Origin of the sequence: Methylobacterium sp. PvP105 (assembly GCF_017876975.1) — a bacterium.
Classification (GTDB): Bacteria; Pseudomonadota; Alphaproteobacteria; order Rhizobiales; family Beijerinckiaceae; genus Methylobacterium; species Methylobacterium radiotolerans.
The window spans coordinates 5,028,250-5,049,892 of record NZ_JAGIPA010000001.1 but is presented as its reverse complement, the minus strand read 5'-3'; the positions used below and the strand labels follow the sequence as shown (position 1 = coordinate 5,049,892).

General features: G+C 73.1%; 14 protein-coding genes. 4 read left to right on the top strand and 10 right to left on the bottom strand.

The genetic code is table 11. The annotated features are described in order from the left end of the window. The first annotated feature begins 140 nt into the window (after window positions 1–140). Window positions 141–1,301 carry a multidrug effflux MFS transporter gene (locus J3A75_RS24635; protein ID WP_029359847.1) on the top strand — a complete coding sequence of 387 codons (1,161 nt, stop codon included), beginning with the start codon at window positions 141–143 and terminating at the stop codon, window positions 1,299–1,301. Between the two features lie 37 nt (window positions 1,302–1,338). Here J3A75_RS24635 and J3A75_RS24630 read toward each other — a convergent pair whose 3' ends face one another. Further along, window positions 1,339–1,848 (bottom strand): GNAT family N-acetyltransferase, encoded by a 510-nt coding sequence (locus J3A75_RS24630; RefSeq protein ID WP_012320582.1) that lies wholly within the window; start codon window positions 1,846–1,848, stop codon window positions 1,339–1,341. Between the two features lie 64 nt (window positions 1,849–1,912). After that, window positions 1,913–3,109, bottom strand: coding sequence for an MFS transporter (locus J3A75_RS24625; RefSeq protein ID WP_059408566.1), 1,197 nt, complete (start codon window positions 3,107–3,109; stop codon window positions 1,913–1,915). Window positions 3,110–3,189: 80 nt separating this feature from the next. On the opposite strand from J3A75_RS24625, the gene J3A75_RS24620 reads away from it, so the two are divergent. Beyond that, complete coding sequence (locus J3A75_RS24620) at window positions 3,190–3,990, top strand: helix-turn-helix domain-containing protein (RefSeq protein ID WP_245295812.1); 801 nt, start codon at window positions 3,190–3,192, stop codon at window positions 3,988–3,990. A 7-nt stretch (window positions 3,991–3,997) separates the two neighbouring features. Here the strand turns inward: J3A75_RS24620 and hmpA are convergent, their stop codons facing one another. Further along, window positions 3,998–5,239, bottom strand: coding sequence for an NO-inducible flavohemoprotein (hmpA, locus tag J3A75_RS24615; RefSeq protein ID WP_070999991.1), 1,242 nt, complete (start codon window positions 5,237–5,239; stop codon window positions 3,998–4,000). Between the two features lie 187 nt (window positions 5,240–5,426). Between hmpA and J3A75_RS24610 the strand changes: the two genes are divergently transcribed. Beyond that, the gene (locus J3A75_RS24610; RefSeq protein ID WP_012320578.1) at window positions 5,427–5,918 is read left to right on the top strand and encodes an Rrf2 family transcriptional regulator; all 492 of its coding nucleotides are present in this window, start codon (window positions 5,427–5,429) and stop codon (window positions 5,916–5,918) included. Window positions 5,919–5,937: 19 nt separating this feature from the next. Here J3A75_RS24610 and J3A75_RS24605 read toward each other — a convergent pair whose 3' ends face one another. The 7 genes from J3A75_RS24605 to J3A75_RS24575 all read right to left on the bottom strand — a co-directional run bounded on the left by J3A75_RS24605 (window position 5,938) and on the right by J3A75_RS24575 (window position 18,146). Further along, complete coding sequence (locus J3A75_RS24605) at window positions 5,938–7,044, bottom strand: microcin C ABC transporter permease YejB (RefSeq protein ID WP_012320577.1); 1,107 nt, start codon at window positions 7,042–7,044, stop codon at window positions 5,938–5,940. Window positions 7,045–7,048: 4 nt separating this feature from the next. After that, window positions 7,049–8,896 (bottom strand): extracellular solute-binding protein, encoded by a 1,848-nt coding sequence (locus J3A75_RS24600; protein WP_043343275.1) that lies wholly within the window; start codon window positions 8,894–8,896, stop codon window positions 7,049–7,051. Between the two features lie 14 nt (window positions 8,897–8,910). Further along, window positions 8,911–10,836, bottom strand: coding sequence for an extracellular solute-binding protein (locus tag J3A75_RS24595; RefSeq protein WP_024829199.1), 1,926 nt, complete (start codon window positions 10,834–10,836; stop codon window positions 8,911–8,913). Between the two features lie 148 nt (window positions 10,837–10,984). Further along, the gene (locus J3A75_RS24590; RefSeq protein WP_209650798.1) at window positions 10,985–13,066 is read right to left on the bottom strand and encodes a hypothetical protein; all 2,082 of its coding nucleotides are present in this window, start codon (window positions 13,064–13,066) and stop codon (window positions 10,985–10,987) included. Window positions 13,067–13,400: 334 nt separating this feature from the next. Next, complete coding sequence (locus J3A75_RS24585; protein ID WP_209650797.1) at window positions 13,401–16,220, bottom strand: DUF4159 domain-containing protein; 2,820 nt, start codon at window positions 16,218–16,220, stop codon at window positions 13,401–13,403. Between the two features lie 7 nt (window positions 16,221–16,227). Then, the gene (locus J3A75_RS24580) at window positions 16,228–17,139 is read right to left on the bottom strand and encodes a DUF58 domain-containing protein (RefSeq protein ID WP_012320572.1); all 912 of its coding nucleotides are present in this window, start codon (window positions 17,137–17,139) and stop codon (window positions 16,228–16,230) included. A gap of 2 nt (window positions 17,140–17,141) precedes the next feature. Then, window positions 17,142–18,146 (bottom strand): AAA family ATPase, encoded by a 1,005-nt coding sequence (locus J3A75_RS24575; RefSeq protein WP_012320571.1) that lies wholly within the window; start codon window positions 18,144–18,146, stop codon window positions 17,142–17,144. Between the two features lie 345 nt (window positions 18,147–18,491). On the opposite strand from J3A75_RS24575, the gene J3A75_RS24570 reads away from it, so the two are divergent. Continuing rightward, complete coding sequence (locus tag J3A75_RS24570; protein WP_070999989.1) at window positions 18,492–21,626, top strand: rhamnan synthesis F family protein; 3,135 nt, start codon at window positions 18,492–18,494, stop codon at window positions 21,624–21,626. The last annotated feature ends 17 nt before the right edge of the window (window positions 21,627–21,643 follow it).

Genomic DNA, 21,643 nt, shown 5'->3' with positions numbered 1-21,643 from the left:
GGGACGGTCCCGCCCCTCGCGTGTCTGGCGCGTTCCGCCGGCATGGCTCCGGGCGCGGCCCTTGCTCTAAGGCGGCCGCGCCCCGGCATCCTGCCGGATCGAGAACCGCGTAGGACCCCTTGGCTGATCGAAGTCCCGATGTGGCGGAGCGCCGGGCACCCCTGCCGCTCCTGGTCGCCGTGACCATGACCGGAACGGTGGCGCTGCACATCTTCGTGCCGGCGCTGGCGGCGGCGGCCGTCGACCTCGGCACCAACGCCGCCGGCGCCCAGCTGACGATCACCGTCTACCTGATCGGGCTCGCGGGCGGTCAGCTCCTCTACGGGCCGCTCTCGGACCGGTACGGGCGGCGCCCGATCCTGATCGGGGGACTCGGCCTCTACCTCGCCGGGCTGCTGCTCGCGATCCCCGCGCCGAATATCGGCGTCCTGCTCGTCGCCCGTGTCCTGCAGTCGCTCGGCGCCTGCGGCTCGCTGGTGATCGGCCGGGCGATGGTCCGCGACGTCTCGACCCGCGAGGACGCGGCCCGGAAGCTCGCGATCCTCACCACCGCGATGACGCTCACGCCCGCGCTGGCCCCGGCGATCGGCGGCGTGGTGAACGAGGCCTTCGGCTGGCGCGCGGTGTTCGTGGTGCTGGCCGGCCTCGTCGCCGTGCTGGGCGCGCTCGTGGTCTTCACCCTGCCCGAGACCAACCGCCACAAGGTCGCGCTGCCGGGCTTCGTCGCCGTTCTGTCCGGCTACCTGCGGCTGGTGCGCGTCCCGGTGTTCCGCGCCTACCTGGTGGCGGGGGCCTGCGGCGGCACCAGCCTCTACGCCTTCCTGGCCGTAGCGCCGTTCCTCCTCGTGGACCGGCTCGGGCGCTCCTCGCAGGAGGTCGGGTTCGATTGCCTGATCGTCGTGTTCGGCATGGTCGGCGGGGCCGTCCTGGCGAGCCGGCTCGCCGCCCGGGTGCCGATCCGCAGGGCGGCGCGGAGCGGCAACCTCCTCTGCATCGGCGCGGCGCTGTCGCTGCTGCTCGTGGACCGCACCGGCATGCTCGGCGTGGTCAGCCTGATCGTGCCGCTCTTCGCCTACGCGGTGGGCGTCGGCCTGCTCAGCCCCAACGCGGTGGCGGGGCTGATGAACGTCGACCCGCACGCGGCCGGCTCGGCGTCCAGCCTCTACGGCTTCACGCAGATGACCTTCGGGGCGCTGTTCACGGTCGCCGCCTCCGCGTGGCCCGCGACCTCGGCGACGCCGGTGGCGCTCGCCCTGCTCGCGGCCGGCCTGATCGCCGCGCTGGCGCTCCGGCGGGCCTGACGGGACCGCGCGCGACGGCGGCGCGGGACCGTCTCCGTCACCGCGTCGGGCCGAGCGCCTCCACGGCGCCCGACGCGCCGGCGCCGAAACCGTCGGCCAGTTCCAGCCACAGCAGGCGCGCCGGGTCGACCGGCCCCGGCAGCGTCAGGCGCCCGGGCGGGACCGGCGTGAAGCCGAAGCGGGCGTAGTAGGGCGCGTCGCCGACGAGGATCACCAGGCCCTCGCCCGCCCGCCGCGCCCCGTCGATCGCCGCGCGGGTCAGGGTGCCGCCGATGCCGCGGCCCTCGAAGCTCGGGTCGACCGCCAGGGGGCCGAGCATCACGAACGGGGTCGCCCCGGTCCGCACCGGACCCATCCGGACCGAGCCGACGAGGAAGCTGCCGACCGAGGCGGTGATGCCGAGGTCGATCCGCTCGGCCGCGCCCTCGCGGAGGCGGTAGGCGGTGCGGGCGAAGCGGCCGGGGCCGAAGGCCCGGGCATGGAGGCGCTCGATGGCGGGGGCATCCTCCGGCCGCTCCGGCCGGATGACGAGGGACAGATCGGTCACGGGGTGCTCGCGGGTCGGACGGCCGCCGCGTAGCAGCGCCGGGCCGGACCCGCAAACCGTCGCGCTACTCGGCGGCGGCCAGCGCGGGCCGTTCGCCGCCCTGCGTCAGCCTCAGGAAGCCCAGGGCCGAGAGCCAGATCACCGCGCCGCAGGCGGAGGCGACGCCGAGGACCAGCGCGAAGCCGCCGCGGTCGTGCAGGAGGGCGATCGCCGGCACCACGAAGCCGCTCGCCGTGAAGCCCACGAAGTACCGCACGCTGTAGGCGCGAGCCCGGTAGGCGGGCGGGACGTAGCGGGCGATCATCGCGTCGTTGATCACCACCTGCCCGTAGATCGCCGTCATGGCGAGGACGAGCCCGGCGAGCAGCGGCAGGCCGGTGGAGACGGCCGCGATCCCGAGCCCCAGCGGCTGCAGCACCGAGAGCGCCACGAACAGGGACGGCAGGCTGTAGCGGTCGATCAGCCGGCCCATGGCGAGCTGCATCAGCGCCCCGAACAGGAAGACGCCCGTGGCGAGGGAGCCGGTCAGCGCCAGCGGCAGCGCCTGCCCGACGCCCTCGTCGATCACCTTGGGCAGGCTGATCGTTGTCAGGTTGAAGGTCAGGCCGCCCGCGAAGATCGACAGGGCGAACATCGCCATGAGGGCCCAGGGCCGGGTCACCGGGATCACCGCCGCGCCGCCGGCCTTCCTTCCCGCGGCGTCGCCGTCGCCCGGGACCAGCGCCACGAACGCCGCCCCGCACGCGAGGCAGACGAGGCCGGGAACGACGAAGGCCGCGCGCCAGCCGATCGTGGCGGCGAGCAGCGCGGTGAGGCCGGAGGCGGCGGCCGCGCCGAAATTGCCCCAGACGCCGTTGATGCCGAGATCGTGCCCGAGCCGGCGGGCATGGGTCACCAGCATGGCCGAGCCGACCGGGTGGTAGATCGCCGAGGCGAGCCCGAGGACGCAGAGCCAGAGGGCGAAGCCGAGCGGCGTCGAGGCGCTCGCGACGCCGAGGCAGGACAGGCCGTAGCCGAAGAAGAACACCGCCAGCATGTTGCGCCGCCCGAACCGGTCGGCGAGCGAGCCCATGGGCAGCGAGCACAGGCCGAAGGCCACGAAGGCGCCGGTGGCGAGCCCGATCAGCTCGCCGTAGCCGAGCCCGGTCTGGGCCGCGATGGCGATGACCGCGGTCGGGTAGATCAGCAGCACGAAGTGGTCGAGGGCGTGCGCGACGTTCACGAAGCGCAGGGTGCGGCGGGACAGTGTATCCGAATCCATCGCGGCGTATCCTCCGGGACGGCCCCCTGATAGCCTGACCCGATGGCGGTGTTGGGCCGGATATGTACGCGAACGGGCCAATGTTGACGGGACCGCGCGCCGCCGCGGGGCGGTCGACGGAGGCGGCCGACTATCAGGACGTACCCCGCCCGGTCGCGGTGATGCCCAAGACCTACGCGGCCGGGATGCATCTCGACCGGCACTTCCATCCCCGCGCGCAGCTGCTCTACGCCACGTCCGGGCTGATGATGGCCTTCGCGGAGGACGGCACCTGGGTCGTTCCCGAGGGGCACGCCCTGTGGATCCCGCCGCGGCTGCCGCACGCGGTCGCGACCCACGGCGCGGTCTCGATGTGCTCGGCCTATCTCGATCCCGCCGCGGTCCGGTCCTTCCCGGCGAGTTGCCGGGTGATCGCGGTGTCGCGGCTCCTGGCCTCGGCGCTCACGGCGCTGGCGGAGGAGCCGGTGCTCTACGCGGTCGACGGCCGCGGCGGCCACCTCGCCGCCCTGGTGCTCGACGAGATCGGCCGGGCCCCCGCGACGCCGCTCGCGCTGCCGCTCCCGCGCGACCCGCGCCTGCGCCGCGTCTGCCTCGCGCTGATCGAGGATCCGGCCTCGGAGGCCGATCTGGACGCCTGGGCCGACCGGGCCGGCGCGAGCCGCCGCACGCTCACGCGCGGCTTCCGTGCGGAAACGGGCCTCAGCTTCGGCGACTGGCGGGCCCGGGCCCGCGTGATCCGGGCGCTGGCGCTCGCGGCCGAGGGGCGGCCGCCGCGGGCGGTCGCGGCGGCGGTGGGCTACCGGAGCGCGCAGGCCCTGCGGACGACCGTGGCGCGGGTGCTCGGCCCGGAGCGCCCGCTCCGCGGCGCCGGGCCAGCTTGAGCGCCGCCTAGGCCGCCTGCCGGGGCTTCTCGAACAGCTCGTCGGCCGGGCCGAAGAACTCGAACTTCACCCGCTCGGCCGGGACGCCGCGGCGCAGCAGGCCGGTGGCGAGATCCCGCAGGAACGGCTTGGGACCGCACAGATAGTAGGTCGCTCGGTCGTGCGGCGTGTGCTCGACGAGCCAGTCCGCCGTGATCAGGCCCTGGACGTCGTAGTGCTCACCCGGCCGGTCCGCGGCTTCGGGCTCCGCGTAGAAGGTCACGAGCCGCGCGTTGCGGGCCCGCGCCGCGAGCGCCCGGGCGTGGTCGCGCAGGGCGTGCACGCGGCCGAACAGGGCGCCGTGCACGTACCAGGTCGGCCGGTCCGGGCTGTCCGCCGCGATGGTCTCGAGCATGCTGATCATCGGGGTCAGCCCGACGCCGCCGCTGACCAGCACCACGGGCGCGTCGCCCTCCGCGTCGAGGCTGAAATCGCCCGCCGGGGCTGCGACCTTCAGCACGGTGCCGGGATGTGCGTGGTCGTGCAGCCAGTTCGAGGCGATCCCGGCCGGCCGGCCCGGCGCCGCCTCGCGCTTGACGGTGATGCGGTAGGCCCGGTCGCTCGGCGCGCAGGACACCGAGTAGTTCCGCTTCAGCACGCCGCGGCCCGGCAGGTCCAGGAGGAAGCCGAGATACTGGCCCGGCCGATGCCGCAGCACCGGGCCGCCATCGGCCGGGACCAGGACGAAGGAGCGGATCGTCTCGCTCTCCTGGGTCACGCTCTCGACCACGAAGTCGCGCCAGCCGTTCCAGCCGCCCGGCTCGGAGGCGTGGTCGCGGTAGATCGCGGCCTCCCGGCCGATCAGCAGTTCCGCCAGGAACCAGTACGCCTCCCCCCAGGCCGCGGCGATCTCCGGCGTGGCGGCCTCACCGAGGACGTCCCCGATCGCGCCGAGGAGCGCGTCGGCGACGTGGGGATAGTGCTCCGGCAGGATGTTCAGGGCGACGTGCTTCTGCGCGATGCGCTCCACCGCTCCGGCCAGCACACCGAGATTGTCGATGTTGCGGGCGTAGGCGAGCACGGCCTGGGCCAGGGCCTTCGGCTGCGCGCCGGTCTCGCCGTGATGGGACTGGTTGAAGAGGTCGCGGATCTCGGCGTTCTCGAACAGGCGCTCGTACATGCGCTTCGTGATGGTGAGGCCGTGGGCCTCCAGGGCCGGCACGGTGGCCTTGATGAGAGCGACGGTGGCAGGGGAGAGGGGCGCGGGCATGGCACGGCTCAAAAGGTGCATACGTCATGCATCTTCTAGCGCGCCCCTCGAAAAGGTGCAATCAAAATGTATCTTATGGGGCGGCGATCGGCCCCGCGTCGGCGGTGGTGCCGCTCCTCCGCAGGGCGTACGGACGCGGCTCGCGGCGCGCACCGCCCCACGGCAGAGATCGTCTTCTGGAGTTGAGATGCGCCTGACCCGCTACACGGATTACGCGCTGCGCACGCTGATCTACGTCGGGCTCCACGAGCCCGAGCAGAGCTCCATCGCCGCGATCGCCCGCGCCTACGGCATCTCGGAGAATCACCTGACCAAGGTGGTCCACCAGCTGGGACGGCTGGGCCTGATCCGGACGATCCGCGGCCGGGGCGGCGGCCTCCGCCTGGCGATGCCGCCGGGGGAGATCGTCGTCGGTGCGGTGGTGCGCCAGACCGAGGACGACCTGGCGCTGGTCGAGTGCTTCGGCGGCGGCGCCTGCGCCATCACGGCCCCGTGCCGGCTCCGGCGGGTGCTGGGGGAGGCTCTGGCGGCGTTCCTCGCCGTCCTCGACCGCTACACCCTGGCGGATCTGCTCGGCTCGCCGGACGGCGACGCGATCGCGGCGCTGCTGGGCCTCGCCGGGCCTCCGGGCGGCGAGCCGCCGATGCCGGCCGGTGCCGCGGGCCTGCCGGAGGCCTGACGGCCCGCGCGCCGCGCGGTCAGGTCGCCCGGGCCGAGAAATCGATCCGCGGGTCGATCCAGACGTAGATCAGGTCGGACAGCAGGTTCACCGCGAGCCCGAGCAGCGAGAAGATGTAGAGCGTGGCGAACACCACCGGATAGTCGCGCCCGACGATCGCCCGGAACGACAGCTCGCCCAGGCCGTCGAGGGAGAAGATCGTCTCGATCAGCAGCGAACCGGTGAAGAAGGCCGAGATGAAGGCGCCCGGAAAGCCCGCGATCACGATCAGCATGGCGTTGCGGAACACGTGCCCGTAGAGCACGCGCCGCTCGGAGAGCCCCTTCATCCGTGCGGTCAGCACGTACTGCTTGCGGATCTCGTCGAGGAACGAGTTCTTGGTGAGCAGGGTCGAGGTGGCGAAGGCGCCGATCACCAGGGCTGTCAGCGGCAGCACCATGTGCCACGCGTAGTCGGTCACCTTGTGCCAGGGCGAGAAGCTCTCCCACCCCTCGCTGGTCAGCCCGCGCAGCGGGAACCACTGGTAGAACGAGCCGCCGGCGAACAGGATGATGAGCATCAGCCCGAACATGAAACCCGGGATCGCGTAGCCGATGATCACCACGAAGGAGGTCGCGCGGTCGAAGCGCGTGCCGTCCGCCACGGCCTTGCGGATGCCCAGCGGGATCGAGATCGCGTAGGACAGCAGCGTCATCCACAGGCCCAGCGAGATCGAGACCGGCAGGCGCTCCTTGATCAGCTGGATGACCGTGACGTCGCGGAAGTAGCTGCGGCCGAAATCGAACCGGACATAGTCCCACAGCATCTTGGCGAAGCGCTCGGGCGCCGGCCTGTCGAAGCCGAACTGCTTCTCGAGCTTGGCGATGAATTCCGGGCTCAACCCCTGGGCGCCGCGGTAGCGGGAACTGGCGTCTCCGCCGCCGCCCGACGGCCGGCTGGCGCCGCCGAGGTCGCCCGAGCCGCCGGTGACGCGGGACATGGCCCCGTCGCGCTGGCCCTGGAGCTGCGACAGCACCCGCTCCACCGGTCCGCCGGGGGCGAACTGCACGATGGTGAAGGTGATCAGCATGATCCCGAACAGGGTCGGGATCATCAGGCCGATGCGGCGCAGGATGTAGGCGAGCATGGCGTCAGTCCCGCCCGATCCGCTTGGCCTTGTCGGCGTCGAACCACCACGTCCCAGGGGCGCCGAGGTCGTATTTCGGCGGGGTCGCCGGGCGGCCGTACACGTCCCAGAGGGCGAGGCGGTGGGTCGAGGCGTACCACATCGGCACCCAGTAGCGCCCGGCCCGCAGGACCCGGTCGAGGGCCCGGCAGGCGGTGGTCAGGTCCGCCCGCGACGTCGCGTCGGCGACGGCGGTGAGCAGCGCGTCGATCGCCGGGCTCGCGATTCCCGCGAGGTTGTTCGAGCCCGCGGTCCCGGCGGAGCGGGACCCGTAGGTCTCGCGCAGCTCCGCGCCGGGGGTGAGCCCGCTGCTGTAGCGGCGCGGCGTGACGTCGAAGTCGAAATCCTTCAGCCGCGCTTGGTACTGGGACGGGTCGACCGTGCGCAGGCTCGCCCTGATGCCGAGCAGTCCGAGGTTGCGGATGAAGGGCTGCGTGACCGCCTGGAAGACCGGATCCTCGTCGAGGAACTCGAGGGTCAGGGGCTGGCCGCCGGGCAGCAGCAGGTTGCCGCCCTGGCGGGTGCAGCCGGCCTCCCGCAGGAGCGCGTCGGCGCGCTTCAGCAGCGCCCGGTCCTGGCCGGACCCGTCGGAGACCGGCGGCGCCCAGGCCTCGCCGAACACCTCGGGCGGCAGGTCCTTGAACGGCTCCAGCAGGGCGAGTTCCTCGGCCGAGGGCTTGCCGGTCGCCTTGAGGTCGGAATTCTCGAAGAACGAGGCCGTGCGCGCGTAGGCGCCGTACATCAGGTTGCGGTTCGACCACTCGAAATCGAAGCACAGGCCGATCGCCTCGCGCACCCGCGGGTCGCGGAACGCCGCGCGGCGGGTGTTGATCCACCAGCCCTGCGTGCCGCTCGGCCGCGCGTCCGGCACCGTCTCGCGGACGACGCGACCCTCGTTCATCGCCGGGAAGTCGTAGCCGGTGGCCCAGACCCGGGCGGTGAACTCCTCGCGGAACGTGAAGGCGCCGCTCTTGAACGCCTCGAACGCCACGGTGCGGTCGCGGAAATACTCGTAGCGGATCGCGTCGAAATTGTTCTGGCCGACATTCACCGGCAGTTCGGCGGCCCAGTAATCCGGGACGCGCTCCAGGCCGATGGACCGGCCCGCGTCGACGGCGCCGACCCGGTAGGGACCGGAGCCGAGGGGCGCCTCCAGGGTCGAGGCCTCGAAGTCCCGGCCGGCGTAGTAGGCGGCGGAGAAGAGCGGCAGCTGCGCGACGAACAGCGGCAGGTCCCGGGCGCGGCCCGGCTCGAAGGTCACCACGAGCCGCCCGTCGCCCTCGGCCCGGGCGTCGGTCATGGGACGGATGACCTCGGCGATCTCGGGATGGCCCTTGTCGCGCAGGAGCTTGAGGCTGAAGGCCGCGTCCCGCGCGGTCAGCGGCGAGCCGTCGTGGAACCGCGCCTGCGGGCGCAGCGCGAAGGTGTACGTCAGGCCGTCCGGACTGACCGTGACGGCGCGCGCGACCAGCCCGTAGAGGGCGTCCGGCTCGTCGAGGGCCCGGACCATCAGACTGTCGAAGGTCAGGTTCATGCCGGCGGCCCCGTCGCCGCGCAGCACGTAGATGTTGAGCGTGTTGAAGGTGTTGAGCGACTGGTTGCCGGTCGTCGCGGCGAGCTGCGCCGAGAAGCGCCCGCCGCGGGGCGCCATCGGATTGACGTAGTCGAAATGCGCGAAGTCGGGACCGTATTTCAGCTCGCCGAAGCTGGACAGGCCGTGGCGCTCCGCCCCCTCGGCCGCGCGGGCGCGGCGCCACGGCGGCATCGCCGCGAGGGCGCCGGCCCCGAGGACCAGGCCGCGCCGGGTCGGCATCCCGGGCGCCCCCGTCAACGGGGCGCCCCGGTCTTGGCCGCGAGCTTCTCGTCGTACCACCACGTCGTCGGGAAGCCGGAACTGGCGTAGACCGGCAGGATCGCCGGGTGGCCGAACCGGTTCCAGCGCAGCGTCCGCTGCTGGTCGGAGGACCATTGCGGGACGACGTAGTCGTGGGCGAGGAGCACCCGGTCGAGGGCGCGCGTCGCCGCGATCACGGTGTGCCGGTCCTTGGCGAAGATCACCTTCTCGATCAGGGCGTCGATGCCGGGATCCTTGATCCCGATCAGGTTGCGCGAGCCGGGCTTGTCGGCCGCCGCCGAGCCCCAGTACTCGCGCTGCTCGTTGCCGGGCGAGAGCGACTCGCCCCACGACGCCGTGGTGACGTCGAAGTCGAAGTTGCGGATGCGGTTCTGGTACTGCGCCTGGTCGATCACCCGGAGGGTGGAGTCGATGCCGATCAGCTTCAGCTGCGCCGCGAACGGCAGGATGACCCGCTCGAAGGTGTTCTGGAACTCCAGGAACTCGACGGTCAGCGGCTCGCCGGTGGCCTTGCTGACCATCTTGCCGCCGCGCAGCTCGTAGCCGGCCTCGCGCAGCAGGCCGACGGCCTCGCGGAGGTTCTTGCGCACGGCCTCGGGGCCGTCGTTGACCGGGTTGGCGTAGGGGGTGGTGAAGACCGAGGCCGGGACCTTGTCCTTGACGCTCTCGAGGATCGCCTTCTCCTCGCCCTCGGGCAGGCCGGAGGAGGCCAGCTCCGAGCCGAAGAAGTAGGAGTTGATCCGCTTGTACAGGCCGTAGAACAGGGCCTTGTTCATCTCCTCGTAGTTCAGCGCGAGGTTGAAGGCCCGGCGGACGCGCGGATCCTTGAACTTGTCCCGGCGCGTGTTGAACGCGAAGGCCTGCATGATGCCCATGCCGCGCTCGGGGAACGCCTCCTTGATCAGCCGGCCCTCCTTCACGGCCGGGAAATCCTCGTAGGCGGTCGCCCAGTTCCGGGCGATGTTCTCCACCCGGAAGTCGTAGAGGTCGCCCTTCAGCGCCTCGACCAGCACGGTGCCGTCGCGGAAATACTCGTAGCGCTCGGTGTCGAAGTTGTAGCGCCCGGCGTTCACCGGCAGGTCCTTGCCCCAGTAGTCGGGCACGCGGGTGTAGGTCGTCGTGCGGCCCGGCTCGAACTTCGCGAGGCGATAGGGGCCCGAGCCCAGCGGCGGCTCCAGGGTCGTCTCGGTGACGCTGCGCGGCTTGCCGTTGGCGTCCTTGGCGGTCCACCAGTGCTTGGGCAGGACGCGCAGCTGCCCGATCACCTGCGGCAACTCGCGGTTGCCGGTCTCCGTGAAGGTGAAGGTCACCTCGTGCGGCCCGGTCACCGCGGCCTTGGCCACGGTCTGGTAGTAGGCGGCGTAGAACGGGCTGTTGGCCTTGAGCACGTCGAAGGACCAGACCACGTCCTCGGGCGTGATCGGCTGGCCGTCGTGCCAGCGGGCGTTCTCGCGCAGCCGGTACGAGACCGAGCCGAGATCGGGGGCGATCCGGACCGCCTCGGCGAGCAGGCCGTAGGAGGTGAACGGCTCGTCCGAGGACTCGGTCATCAGCGAATCGTAGATCTGCTGGATGCCGTTCTCGAGGTCACCCTTCAGGCCGGCGACGACGATGTTGAAATTGTCGAACCCGCCCTGGGCCCCGAACCGGACCATCCCGCCCTTGGGCGCGGCCGGGTCGGCGTAGTCGAAATGCTTGAAGTCGGGGCCGTATTTCGGCTGGCCCATCAGCGTGATCGCGTGGGTCCACTGGCCGTTGGCGGCCGGCAGGGTGGCAGGCAACTCAGCCGGCGTCGACGGCATCGCGGCCGGTTCCTGCGCACGGGCCGGGGCGAACTGGAGGCAGGCGGCGAGGAGTGTCGCGGCGAGGAGGCGTCCAGTCACGGTCTGCGCTGTCACGGGCAGGCTGTCTCCGTTGCGTCGGGCCCGCGCGCGGCGCGGACATCTCGAGAGTACCGGGGTCATAGGACGCGGGCGGCCACCCGTCGACCATGCGCCGCCGCACAGGACCGCGCGCGCGCCGCGCGCGACCCGCCGCGGGGCCGCGTCACGCCGCCCGCCCCCGGCGGCCCTCGACCAGCCACATGGCGAGCAGGGCGGCCGCCAGCGCGGCCAGCGCCGCGAGGCCGAGCGCCAGCGGGTAGACCTCGACGCCGCGGATGTTGGCGCTGTCGCTCGGACGGAAGCCGATCCAGTCGCTGCCGGCGAGGCGGCCGCCGCGCACCAGCGCGAGGCGCGGCACCTGGATGCCGCCGGTCTCGGCGACCCGGCGGACCGAGCCGCCCGATCCGTCGGCCGCGGCCTTCAGGCGCTCGGTGTCGCTGAACACGTCGGCCAGCTCGCGCGGGTTGGCCGGCCCGACGCTGACGAAGGCCACGAGGTTGCCCGAGCGCAGGGTGTGCAGGCCCAGGGTCTCCGCGTCGAAGGTCGCGGTGAACAGGCCGGGCTCCTTGGGCTTGAGCGTCAGCGTCGTCACCTTGCCGGTCGGGCCCGTGACAGTGACCGGCTCGGCCTGGTCCGCCATCGTCTGGCGCTCGACCCGCACCTCGCGGCCGCGCCCGGTGGTCTGGGCGCGCAGGGCCTCCTCCTCGAGGGCCGGCTCCTTCATCAGCCAGTGGCCGAGGCGGCGCAGCAGGTCGAGATAGGGGCCGCCCTCCTGGTAGCCCCGCGCCCAGAGCCAGGCGTGGTCGGACAGGAGCAGGGCGACGCGGCCCTTGTCCTCGCGCGACAGCGCGAGCAGCGGCAGGCCCTCGGCCCCCGACAGGATCGGCTGGATCCCCGGCCGGGTCCTGGCCTCGACGATGCGCAGCCAGTCGCCCCAGGCGGGCGGGCTGGCGTCCGAGCCCGGCAGGGCGCGCGTCACCGGGTGGCGCTGGCCGATCTGGGTCGGCGTCGCCTTGTAGGGCTTCTCGACGACCCGCCCGTCGGGGTCGCCGGGCAGGATGCCGGCGAGCCGCGTGCGGGCGAGGCTGGCCGGTCCGGCGAATTCGGGACCGGCGGCGATCAGCAGGGCGCCGCCCTCGCGGACGTAGCGGACGATGTTGTCGAAATAGGCCTGCGGCAGCACGCTCTGGTTGGCGTAGCGGTCGAAGATGATCAGGTCGAAGTCCTTGATCTTCTGGACGAACAGCTCGCGCGTCGGGAAGGCGATCAGGGAGAGTTCCGAGATCGGCGTGCCGTCCTGCTTCTCCGGGGGCCGCAGGATCGTGAAGTGGACGAGGTCGACGTTGGCGTCCGACTTCAGGAGGTTGCGCCACGTGCGCTCGCCCTGGTGCGGCTCGCCGGAGACGAGCAGCACCCGGAGCTTCTCGCGGATGCCCTCGATGGGCAGGACCGCCCGGTTGTTGACCGTGGTGAGCTCGCCCGGCAGCGGCTCGACCTCGATCTCCACCACGTTCGGGCCGCCGTGCTCGATGCGCAGGTTCAGGGAGAACGGCTTGTCGGTGGCGACGTCCCGCCGGCCGATCTCCTCGCCGTCGCGGCGCACCGTGACGACCGCGTGGCCGGTCCCGCCGCGCTCCATGACCTCGGCGCGGATCGTCAGGTCCTTGCCGACGATGCCGAAGCGGGGCGCCTCCAGGAGCTTGATCTGCCGGTCGCGCTCGTCCGGGTGTCCGGTGACGAGGACGTGGAGCGGCGCCTTGATGCCGAGCTGGGCCAGGGAGGCGGGGATGTCGTGCACCACGCCGTCGGTGAGCATCACGATCCCGGCGAGCCGCTCCGGCGGCACGTCGGCGAGCGCCTGGCTCAGGGCCGTGAACAGCTTGGTGCCGTCGTCGCCGTCCTTGGAATCGGGCACGTCGATGAAGCGGGGCTCGATGTCGGTCAGCGCCCCGAAGCGGCGCTGCAGCTCGGCGCGGACCGCGTCGGTCATCTGCGGCCGGTCGCCGAGCTGCTGGGAGCCGGACCGGTCGACCACGACGGCGGCCACGTCCTTCACGGGCTCGCGGTCCTCGCGCACCAGCGCGGGATTGGCGAGCGCCGCCAGCACCAGGGCGAGGACGAGGACGCGCAGCAGCGCGGTCCGGCCGCGGGCCAGGACGGCGAAGACCGCCAGGACGGCGACGATCGCGCCCAGGACGGCGATGGCCGGCCAGGGCAGGAGGGGGGTGAAGCTGAGGCTCAGCATCGGGCGGAGCACTCCGGATCCGTGAGGCGACGCCGCGCTTCGCTCCGGGCACCGCCACGCTCACGCGGCGGCGCGCGCAGGCGCGACGGGCTCCCTCTCCCGTACGGGAGAGGGCTGGGGTGAGGGCCGGGAAGTTTCGGGCTCAAGCGCGCCGTCGACGTGCCGACAGGGAGCGCCGCGTCCGGGGAGACATGGTCCCTCACCCTGTCGCTCTCCCGCACGGGAGAGGAGACCCGCGCCCCGTCCTGCCGACGCGCCGCCGCGCGCGCGCTTCGGATCTGCAGGCACGCAGAGAAGGGAGGGGAGGCGGCCGCGCGCTGTCTGTCCAAAACCATCACTGCCCCAGCCGCTCCAGCAGCGCGGGCACGTGGACCTGATCCGCCTTGTAGTTGCCGGTGAGCGTGTACATCACGATGTTCACGCCACCGCGGAACGCCATCTCGCGCTGGCGCTGGTCGCCGCCCACGACCGGATACAGCGGCTCGCCCCGGCGGCCGACAGCCCAGGCGGCGGCGAGGTCGTTGCCCGTGATGATGATCGGGCTCACGCCGTCCCCCGCGCGGGCCGGGCGGCGCTCGGCGCCGTCCGCGGCCGGCGGCAGCGCCTCCACCCAGGTCTGGCCCGTGGCGTAGCGGCCCGGGAAGCTGTCCACGAGGTAGAAGGCCTTGGTCAGCACGTGGTCGAGGGGCACCGGCTCCAGTTCCGGCACCTCGAGCGTCGCCAGCATCTTCCGGAGATAGGCCCCTTCCGGGGTGGGCGGCCCGCCCGGCCGGGCGGTGAGCGCGTCGCGGGTGTCGAACAGGACCGTGCCGCCGTTGCGCATGAACGCGTCGATCTTGCGGATCGCGACGTCCGAGGGCTGCGGCCGGTTCGGGGCGATCGGCCAGTAGATCAGCGGGTAGAAGGCCAGCTCGTCCTTCGCCGGATCGATCCCGGCGGGCTCGCCCGGCTCCAGGGCGGTGCGCGCGGCCAGCATCTGGGTCAGGCCGGTGAGGCCGGTGCGGCTCGCCTCGTCGACGGCGGCGTCGCCCGTGATCACGTAGGCGAGGCGCGTGACCAGCGCCGATTCGATGCCGTTCGGCCGGTTGGCCGGGGGCTCCTCCGCGCCGGCCGGGCGCACCGGCAGGGCGGCGAGCAGGACCAGGCCGGCGAGGGCCAGCACGGCCGGCCGTCCGCGCAGGCGGGCCGCCAGACCGCCGCGGCGCAGGAAGCCGCCGAGCCACAGTCCCGCCAGGGTGTCGAGCGCCAGCAGCAGCAGCGCCAGGGTGAACAGGCTCGGCCGCAGGTCCAGGGTCTCGGCCCCGGCGAGCGACCCGAACCGGGCGCCGTCGAGGGCCGCGGTGTCGAGGGGCGTCAGCCGGTCATCCGGTTTCAGGGCGTTCACGCTGATGCCTCCGTCCGGCGGGCCGTAGAAGCCCGGCGGATGCTCAAGGTTCGCCCGGTCGGTGTAGTCGGCCGACACCGCGGTGGCCGAGGCCGGCGGCGAGCCCAGCGCGCCGAACCCGTCCAGCGTCACCCGCGGCGCGAGCACCGGCGCGGCGGCCCGCGCGGCGTCGCCCTGCACCGGCGCCGAGGCGCCGGCCAGCGCCACGACGCGCCGAAGCATGTCGATGAACAGCCCGGAGAGCGGCAGGTTCGACCACGTCGTGTCGGCGGTGACGTGGAACAGCACGATCGTGCCCTGGCCGCGCTTCTGCGCGGTGACGATCGGCGTGCCGTCCTGCAGGGACGCCCAGGTCCGGTTCGGCAGGTCGCCGTCCGGCTCGGCCAGGATCTGGCGGCGCACGCCGATATCGGCGGGCGGCGTCAGGCCCGCGAAGGGGCTCTCTGGCGGGAAGGGCGCCAGGGTCTTGGGGCTGTCCCAGGAGAGCGTGCCGCCGAGCGTCCGGCCGCCGCGCCGCAGCCGCACCGGCACCAGCGGGTCGTTGCCGGCGGCGAGCCGCGGGCCGGCGAAGCGCAGCAGCATACCGCCGTCCTTCACGAAGCTCTCGATCCGCGCGGTGGTCCTCTCGTCGAGGGCGCCGACATCGGCGAGCACGAGGACCGAGACCTGGTTGTCGAGGAGCTGGTTGATCGAGTCCGCCGTCCCCTTGGCGCCCCGCGGCTCCTGCACGTCCGCGAAGGGCTGGAGCGCCCGGGACAGGTAATAGGTCGGCGCCAGGAGGGGCTGCGCCTGGTCGAGCGTGCCGCCGAACACGAGGCCGACGCGGCGGCGCTTGCCGCGCTCGTCCTGCAGGACCACGGCGCCGGCCGAGCGCTCGCCCGCGATCTCCAGGCGGCTGATGCTGTTGCGCAGCTCCACCGGCATCTCGAAGGTCGCGTCCGCCTCGGTGGCGTCGGCCGCGAAGGCGAAGTCGCGCTCGGCCAGCGGCAGGCCCTTCTGGTCGAGCGCCCGGATCACCCCGGCGTCGCGCTCGTTCGGCGCCGCCCGCAGGGCGTGCGTCACGAGCTTGCCGGCATTCTCGGTGGCGGTGAGGGCGAGGGCGGGCGGCCTGTCGGCCCGCAGCACCGTCAGGGCCGCGCCCTTGTCGCCCGCGAGGTCGGCGAGGCCCTTGGCGAAGCGCGTGTCGTTCGCGCCGGCGACGCCGTCGCTGATCCAGACGAGGCCGGCGCCGCGGTTCTTGTCGAGGAAGGTCTCGATCGTCGCGAGATGCGCGTCGCGGGAGGGGAGGATCGGGCGCGGCGCGAGGGCGCGCAGGCGCTCCAGGGCGGCGGCCGGTGTCTTCGCCTCGAAGGCCGCGGGGGCGTCGGCGAGGCCGATCACCGCGACGGGCCGGCCGTCCCGGGCGGCGCCCTCGACCGCGTCGGTGGCGACGCGCAGGCGGTCGCGCCAGTCGTGGGCGGCCGGGAAACCGTTGTCGAGGAGCACGAGGAGCGCGCTGCGGCCACCGCCGGCCCCGATGCCCCCGGCGTTCCAGACCGGACCCGCGACCGCGAGGATCAGCGCGGCGGCGATCAGGAGCCGGAGGATCAGCAGCCAGGGCGGCGTGCGGGCCGGGGTCTGCCGCTGCGGGACCAGGTCGGCGACGAGCTTCAGCGGCGGGAAGTTGATCCGCCGCGGGCGCGGCGGGGTCACCCGCAGCAGGAACCACAGGGCCGGCAGGCCGATCAGGGCGGCGAGCGCCAGCGGGGCGGCGAAGGTCAGACCCAGCATGGCGGCCTCACTCCGTGCCGCGGGCGGCGATCAGCGTGGCGAGCCGCAGGGCCGCCTCGCTGGCCGGCCGGTCCGTGCGGTGGATCGTCAGCGTCCAGCCCTGTCCGCGGGCGATGGACGCCAGCGCGGCCCGGTGCTCGGCGATCCGGGCCCGGTAGCGCGCCCCCCAGGCGTCGGCGTCGCCGATATCGAGGCTGAGGCCGCCCTCGAGATCGTGCAGGACGGCCTGGCCGGTGAACGGGAAGGTCTCCTCGATCGGGTCCACGACCATGAGGAGATGGCCGCGGCTGCCGCGGCCGGCGAGGCTCTGCACGGAGGCCGCGATCCGGTCCGGCGCGGTCAGGAAATCGCCGATCAGCACCACCTCGTCGAAGCGGGCGGGGCTGGCGCGGGGCGGCAGGTCCTGAGTCAGGCCCGCGTGGTCGGCCACGAGCGCCTGGGCCAAGCGCTCGACGATCCCGCGGGAGGCGCTCGCGCGGGTCAGCCCGAGCAGGCCCACCCGCTCGCCGCCCTCCACGAAGGCGTCGGCCAGGGCGAGCCCGAGGACGAGCGCCCGCTCGACCTTCGGGGCCGAGGCGAGGTCCGACACGAACCCCATCGAGGCCGAGCGGTCGATCCACAGCCAGATATTGTGGGCCGCCTCCCATTCGCGCTCGCGCACGTAGAGCCGGTCGTCGCGGGCCGAGCGGCGCCAGTCGACGCGCGCCGCGGCCTCGCCGGTCACGAAGGGGCGGAACTGCCAGAAGCTCTCGCCCGGCCCCGCGCGGCGGCGGCCGTGGAGGCCGTGGGCCAGCAGGCTCGACACGCGGCGCGCCTCCAGGACGAGGCGGGGCATCTTGTCGGAGAGGGCGGTCGCGCCCTCGCTCTCGCGCCGGCCTGGGGTGCGCCTGCCGGCGTCGAGGGCGTTCGTCGCGACCAAAGTCAGAGCTTCTCCGCGAGCTTGGCGATCAGGCCCTCGATGGTCTCGCCGTCGGCGCGGGCGGTGTAGCTCAGTGCCATCCGGTGCTTGAGCACCGGCTCGGCCAGCGCCTTCACGTCCGCCACCGAGGGCGCGACCCGGCCCTCGATCAGCGCCCGGGCGCGGGCGGCGAGCGTCAGCGCCTGACTCGCGCGGGGGCCCGGGCCCCAGAGGAGCTTGTCCTTCACGATGGCGTCGCCGCTGTCCGGCCGGGCGGCGCGCACGAGGTCGAGGATCGCCTCGACCACGGCCTCCCCCACCGGCAGCCGGCGCACGAGGCGCTGGGCGGTGAGCAGCTGCTCGGTGGACATCACGGCCCGCGGCCGCGCCTCGTCCACGCCGGTGGTCTCGATCAGGATCCGGCGCTCGGCGGCGCGGTCGGGGTAGCCGACGTCGATCTCCAGGAGGAACCGGTCGAGCTGCGCCTCGGGCAGCGGGTAGGTGCCCTCCTGCTCGATCGGGTTCTGGGTCGCCAGCACGTGGAACGGCCGGGGCAGGTCGTGCCGGGCGCCCGCCACCGAGACGTGGCCCTCCTGCATGGCCTGGAGCAGGGCCGACTGCGTGCGCGGGCTCGCCCGGTTGATCTCGTCGGCCATCAGGAGCTGCGTGAAGACCGGCCCCTGCACGAACCGGAAGGCCCGGCGGCGCTCGGCGTCCTCCTCCAGGATCTCGGTGCCGAGGATGTCCGAGGGCATCAGGTCCGGGGTGAACTGCACGCGCCGCGCGTCGAGGCCCAGCACCGTGCCGAGCGTCTCGACCAGCTTGGTCTTGGCGAGGCCCGGCAGACCGACCAGCAGGCCGTGGCCGCCGGCCAGGATAGTCACGAGGGCGAGATCGACGACCTCCTCCTGGCCGAAGATCACCCCGTGGATCGCCTCCCGCGCCGCGCCGACGGCGGCGAGGCAGCTCTCCGCCGTCGCCACGATGCCGTCGTCCAGGGTGGTGGCCGGGCTGATCCCCTGCGTCATGCCGATATCCATCTCCTGCCCGGGCCCCGCGGGACCCGCCGGCCAATCCCGCAAGTGTGGGGCTTCTGGTGCCGGGCTGGCAAGGTCGGGATCGCCGCACGCCCGTTCGCGGCCGATTTCGCGCTGCGCGAGGCCGGCGCGCATGCCGGCGGACGCGACCTCCGCGTCTCTGGGCGATCGCCGAGCTTGCCCCCGCTCTTGGCGTGGGCGACCCGGACCTTTAGGAAGGCGCCCAAGCCGGGGCGATCCTCACCCGCGACCGCCGGACCGGCCGAACCCTCTGATGTCTCTCGCGGATCGCGGCGTGGGCAGCTTTGCGGGCTTCCCGCGTATCCGGACCTGACCATGCGCCTTCGAGATGTGTTCGTCGTCGGATCGTCGGACAAGGCCGGCCTCGCCGGCGCGGCGCAGTCCCTCGCGCGCCCTCTGACCCGGCGGCTCAAGGGCCGCCGCCGCGGCGAGCCCCGGCAGGCGGACCTCGTCCGCGCGGTCAAGGAATCCGGCCTGTTCGATCCGGCCTGGTACGCGAGGCGCTACCCCGACGTGGTCGGCGAGGGGATCGACCCGGCGGTGCACTACGCGGTCCACGGCGGGCGCGAGGGGCGCTGGCCGCACCCGCTGTTCCACGGCGACCTCTACCTCGATTCCGTCCCGGGCCTCCGGGCCGAGGGCACCAACCCGCTGCTCCACTACCTCGACCGCGGCGCCGCGGCGGGCATCCGTCCCAACCCGCTGTTCGATCCGGACTGGTACGCGACGCGCTACCTCGGCGGCGCGGAGCACCGCGCCCGGGCGTTCTCCGACTTCCTGTCGCGGACCGACACCGACCCGTCGCCTCAGTTCGACACCGCCTGGTACCTGTCGCGCTACCCGGACGCCCGCGCGGCCGGCGGCAACGCCCTGAGTCACTTCTACGAGACCGGCCGGAAGCAGGGCTACCTGCGCAACCCGGAGGAGTTCGCCGGCCTGTCGCGGCACGTCGACCTGATCCGCCGGTCGGGCCTGTTCGACGCCGCGTTCTACCGCGCGCGCTGCCCGGAGGCCGAGACCAGCGGGCTCGAGCCCCTGGAGCACTACGTGATGGCCGGCGGCTACCGCCGCTACGCGCCCCACCCGCTGTTCGATCCCGACTGGTACGCGGCCCAGTCCGCCGCGGTGCGGGCCGACAGCCTCAACCCGCTGGTCCACTACCTCGAGCACGGCGCCGCCGAGGGCCTCGACCCGGGCCCCTGGTTCGACACGCGCTGGTACACCGAGACTTTCCTCGGTGACGACGCGGCCGGGCAGAACCCGCTGGCGCATTTCCTCGCCGATGGCGGGCGCACGACCAGCCCGTCGCCGCGCTTCGACGCGCCCTGGTACCGCGCCCGCTACCCGAAGGTCGCCGCGCTCGGCCTCAACCCGCTGATCGACTACGTCACGACCGGCCTGGAGGCGGGCCGCCTGACCCGCCGCGTCCCCGGCGCCGCGGTGCCGGAAGCCTCCGACGCGCGCCTCTCCTGCCTGAAGCGTGAGCCCCGGCGGCACGGCCGCACCGCCCTGTTCATCACCCACTGCCCCGAGGGGCGGATCCGCGGCCACGTCGAGCCCTACCTGCGGGCGTTCGCGGAGAACGGGACCGACCTCGTCCTGATCATCGCCGCCGACCAGCACAAGAACGCCGTGCCCCAGGCGATCCTGGATCTCTGCGCCTCGGTCTACCTGCGCGAGAACAGCGGCTTCGACTTCGCCGCCTGGGCGCATGTTCTCCTGGAGGACACCGACCTCCTCGATTCCGAGACGCTCTACCTCGCCAACGACAGCCTCGTCGGGCCCCTCGACCGCGACGACTTCGCCGGCCTGCTCGCGAAGATCGACGCCTTCCCGGAGGCGGTGATCGGGCTGGCCGACAATTTCTATTACAGTCACCACCTCCAGAGCTTCTTCCTGGCCCTGAAGCGGCGCTGCCTGTCGTCCTACGCGTTCAGCCACTTCCTCCTGTCGGTGGCGAACTGGCCGGACAAGAACGCGGTGATCACCGAGTACGAGCTGACCTTCTCGCAGCGGATGCGCGCGGCCGGGCTCGGGATGCGCAGCCTGTTCTCGGCCCAGAACAAGCACATGTCGCTGGTCAACGACCCGCGCAACAACCGCACCCTGTTCGACTGGGAGAACATGCTCAGCCAGGGCTTCCCGTTCGTGAAGCGCTCGCTGCTGGGCGAGCACGCCGCGATCGGCGGGGCGGCGGTGCGGGAGGCGATCGCCGAGCGCGGCTTCGACCTCGACCGGCTCGACGTGACCTACACGTATCCGGGCGCCAGGATCTGGGCGGATCTGCGCAGGCCCCAGGCGCCGGCGCGGCCGCTGCGCGTCGCCTTCGTCTCGCCGATGAACTACGCCAACGGCCTCGGCGTCGCGGCCCGCAGCTACGCCCGCGCCCTGCATCGGACCCCCTTCGCGCTGAACGTCCACCCGATGGAGCGGCCGTTCCACGTCCACGCCCGGGTGGCGCCGGCGTGGCAGGCCCGGACCTTCTCGGGCCCCGCCGACGTCGCGCTGGTGCATTTCAACGGCGACAGCTGGCACTCGCTGATGAGCGACCGGCAGCGGGCGATCGCCGCGGAGGCGCGGCTCAAGATCGGGCTGTTCGTCTGGGAGACCTCGCACGTGCCCGGCGGCTGGCTGCCGACCGTCGACGGCCTCGACGCGATCTGGGCGCCCACGGAGTTCTGCGCGGCGATCTTCCGGCAGATCACCGACATCCCGGTCGACGTCGTGCCCTACGTGGTCGAGAACGAGGCCGGCGAGCCGCCGAGCGCCGCCGCCAAGGCCAACCTGCGCAAGACCTTCGCGATCGACCCGTCCAAGCGGGTGATCCTCTATGCCTTCGACGGCTCGAGCTACCTCGCCCGCAAGAACCCGCACGCGCTGATCCGGGCCTTCCGGGCGGCCGGGCTGGGACAGGCGGGCTGGCAGCTCGTGCTCAAGACCAAGCACGTCTTCGACCTGCCGGAGGAGGGCAAGAAGCTCCTCGACCTCGTGGGCACGTCCGGCGACGTGGTGGTGATCGACCAGCCGCTCTCCCAGAACGAGCTGGGCGCGCTGTTCGACCTCTGCGCGGTCTACGCCTCGTCGCACTCCTCGGAGGGGTTCGGCCTGACGATCGCCGAGGCCATGGAGATGGGCAAGGTCGTGGTCGCCACCGATTACGGCGGCTGCCGCGACTTCCTCGACGCCACCTGCGGCTTCCCCGTCAAGGCCGAGGTCACGGCCCTCGACCAGACCTACGGCCCGTACCTGCGGGGCGCCGAGTGGGGGCAGGTGGACGAGGCGGACATGACCCGGGCCCTCAACGACGCGGCCCGGGCGGTGACCGGCGGCGACGCGGCCCGGATCGGCGCCGCCGCCCGGGCGCGCATCCGCGAGCGGCTGTCCATCGGCGCGGTGGCGCGAGTCATGGAGGCGAGCCTGACCCGCCTCCTGGCCGCCGAACGATCCTGACGTTCCGGAGACGCGAC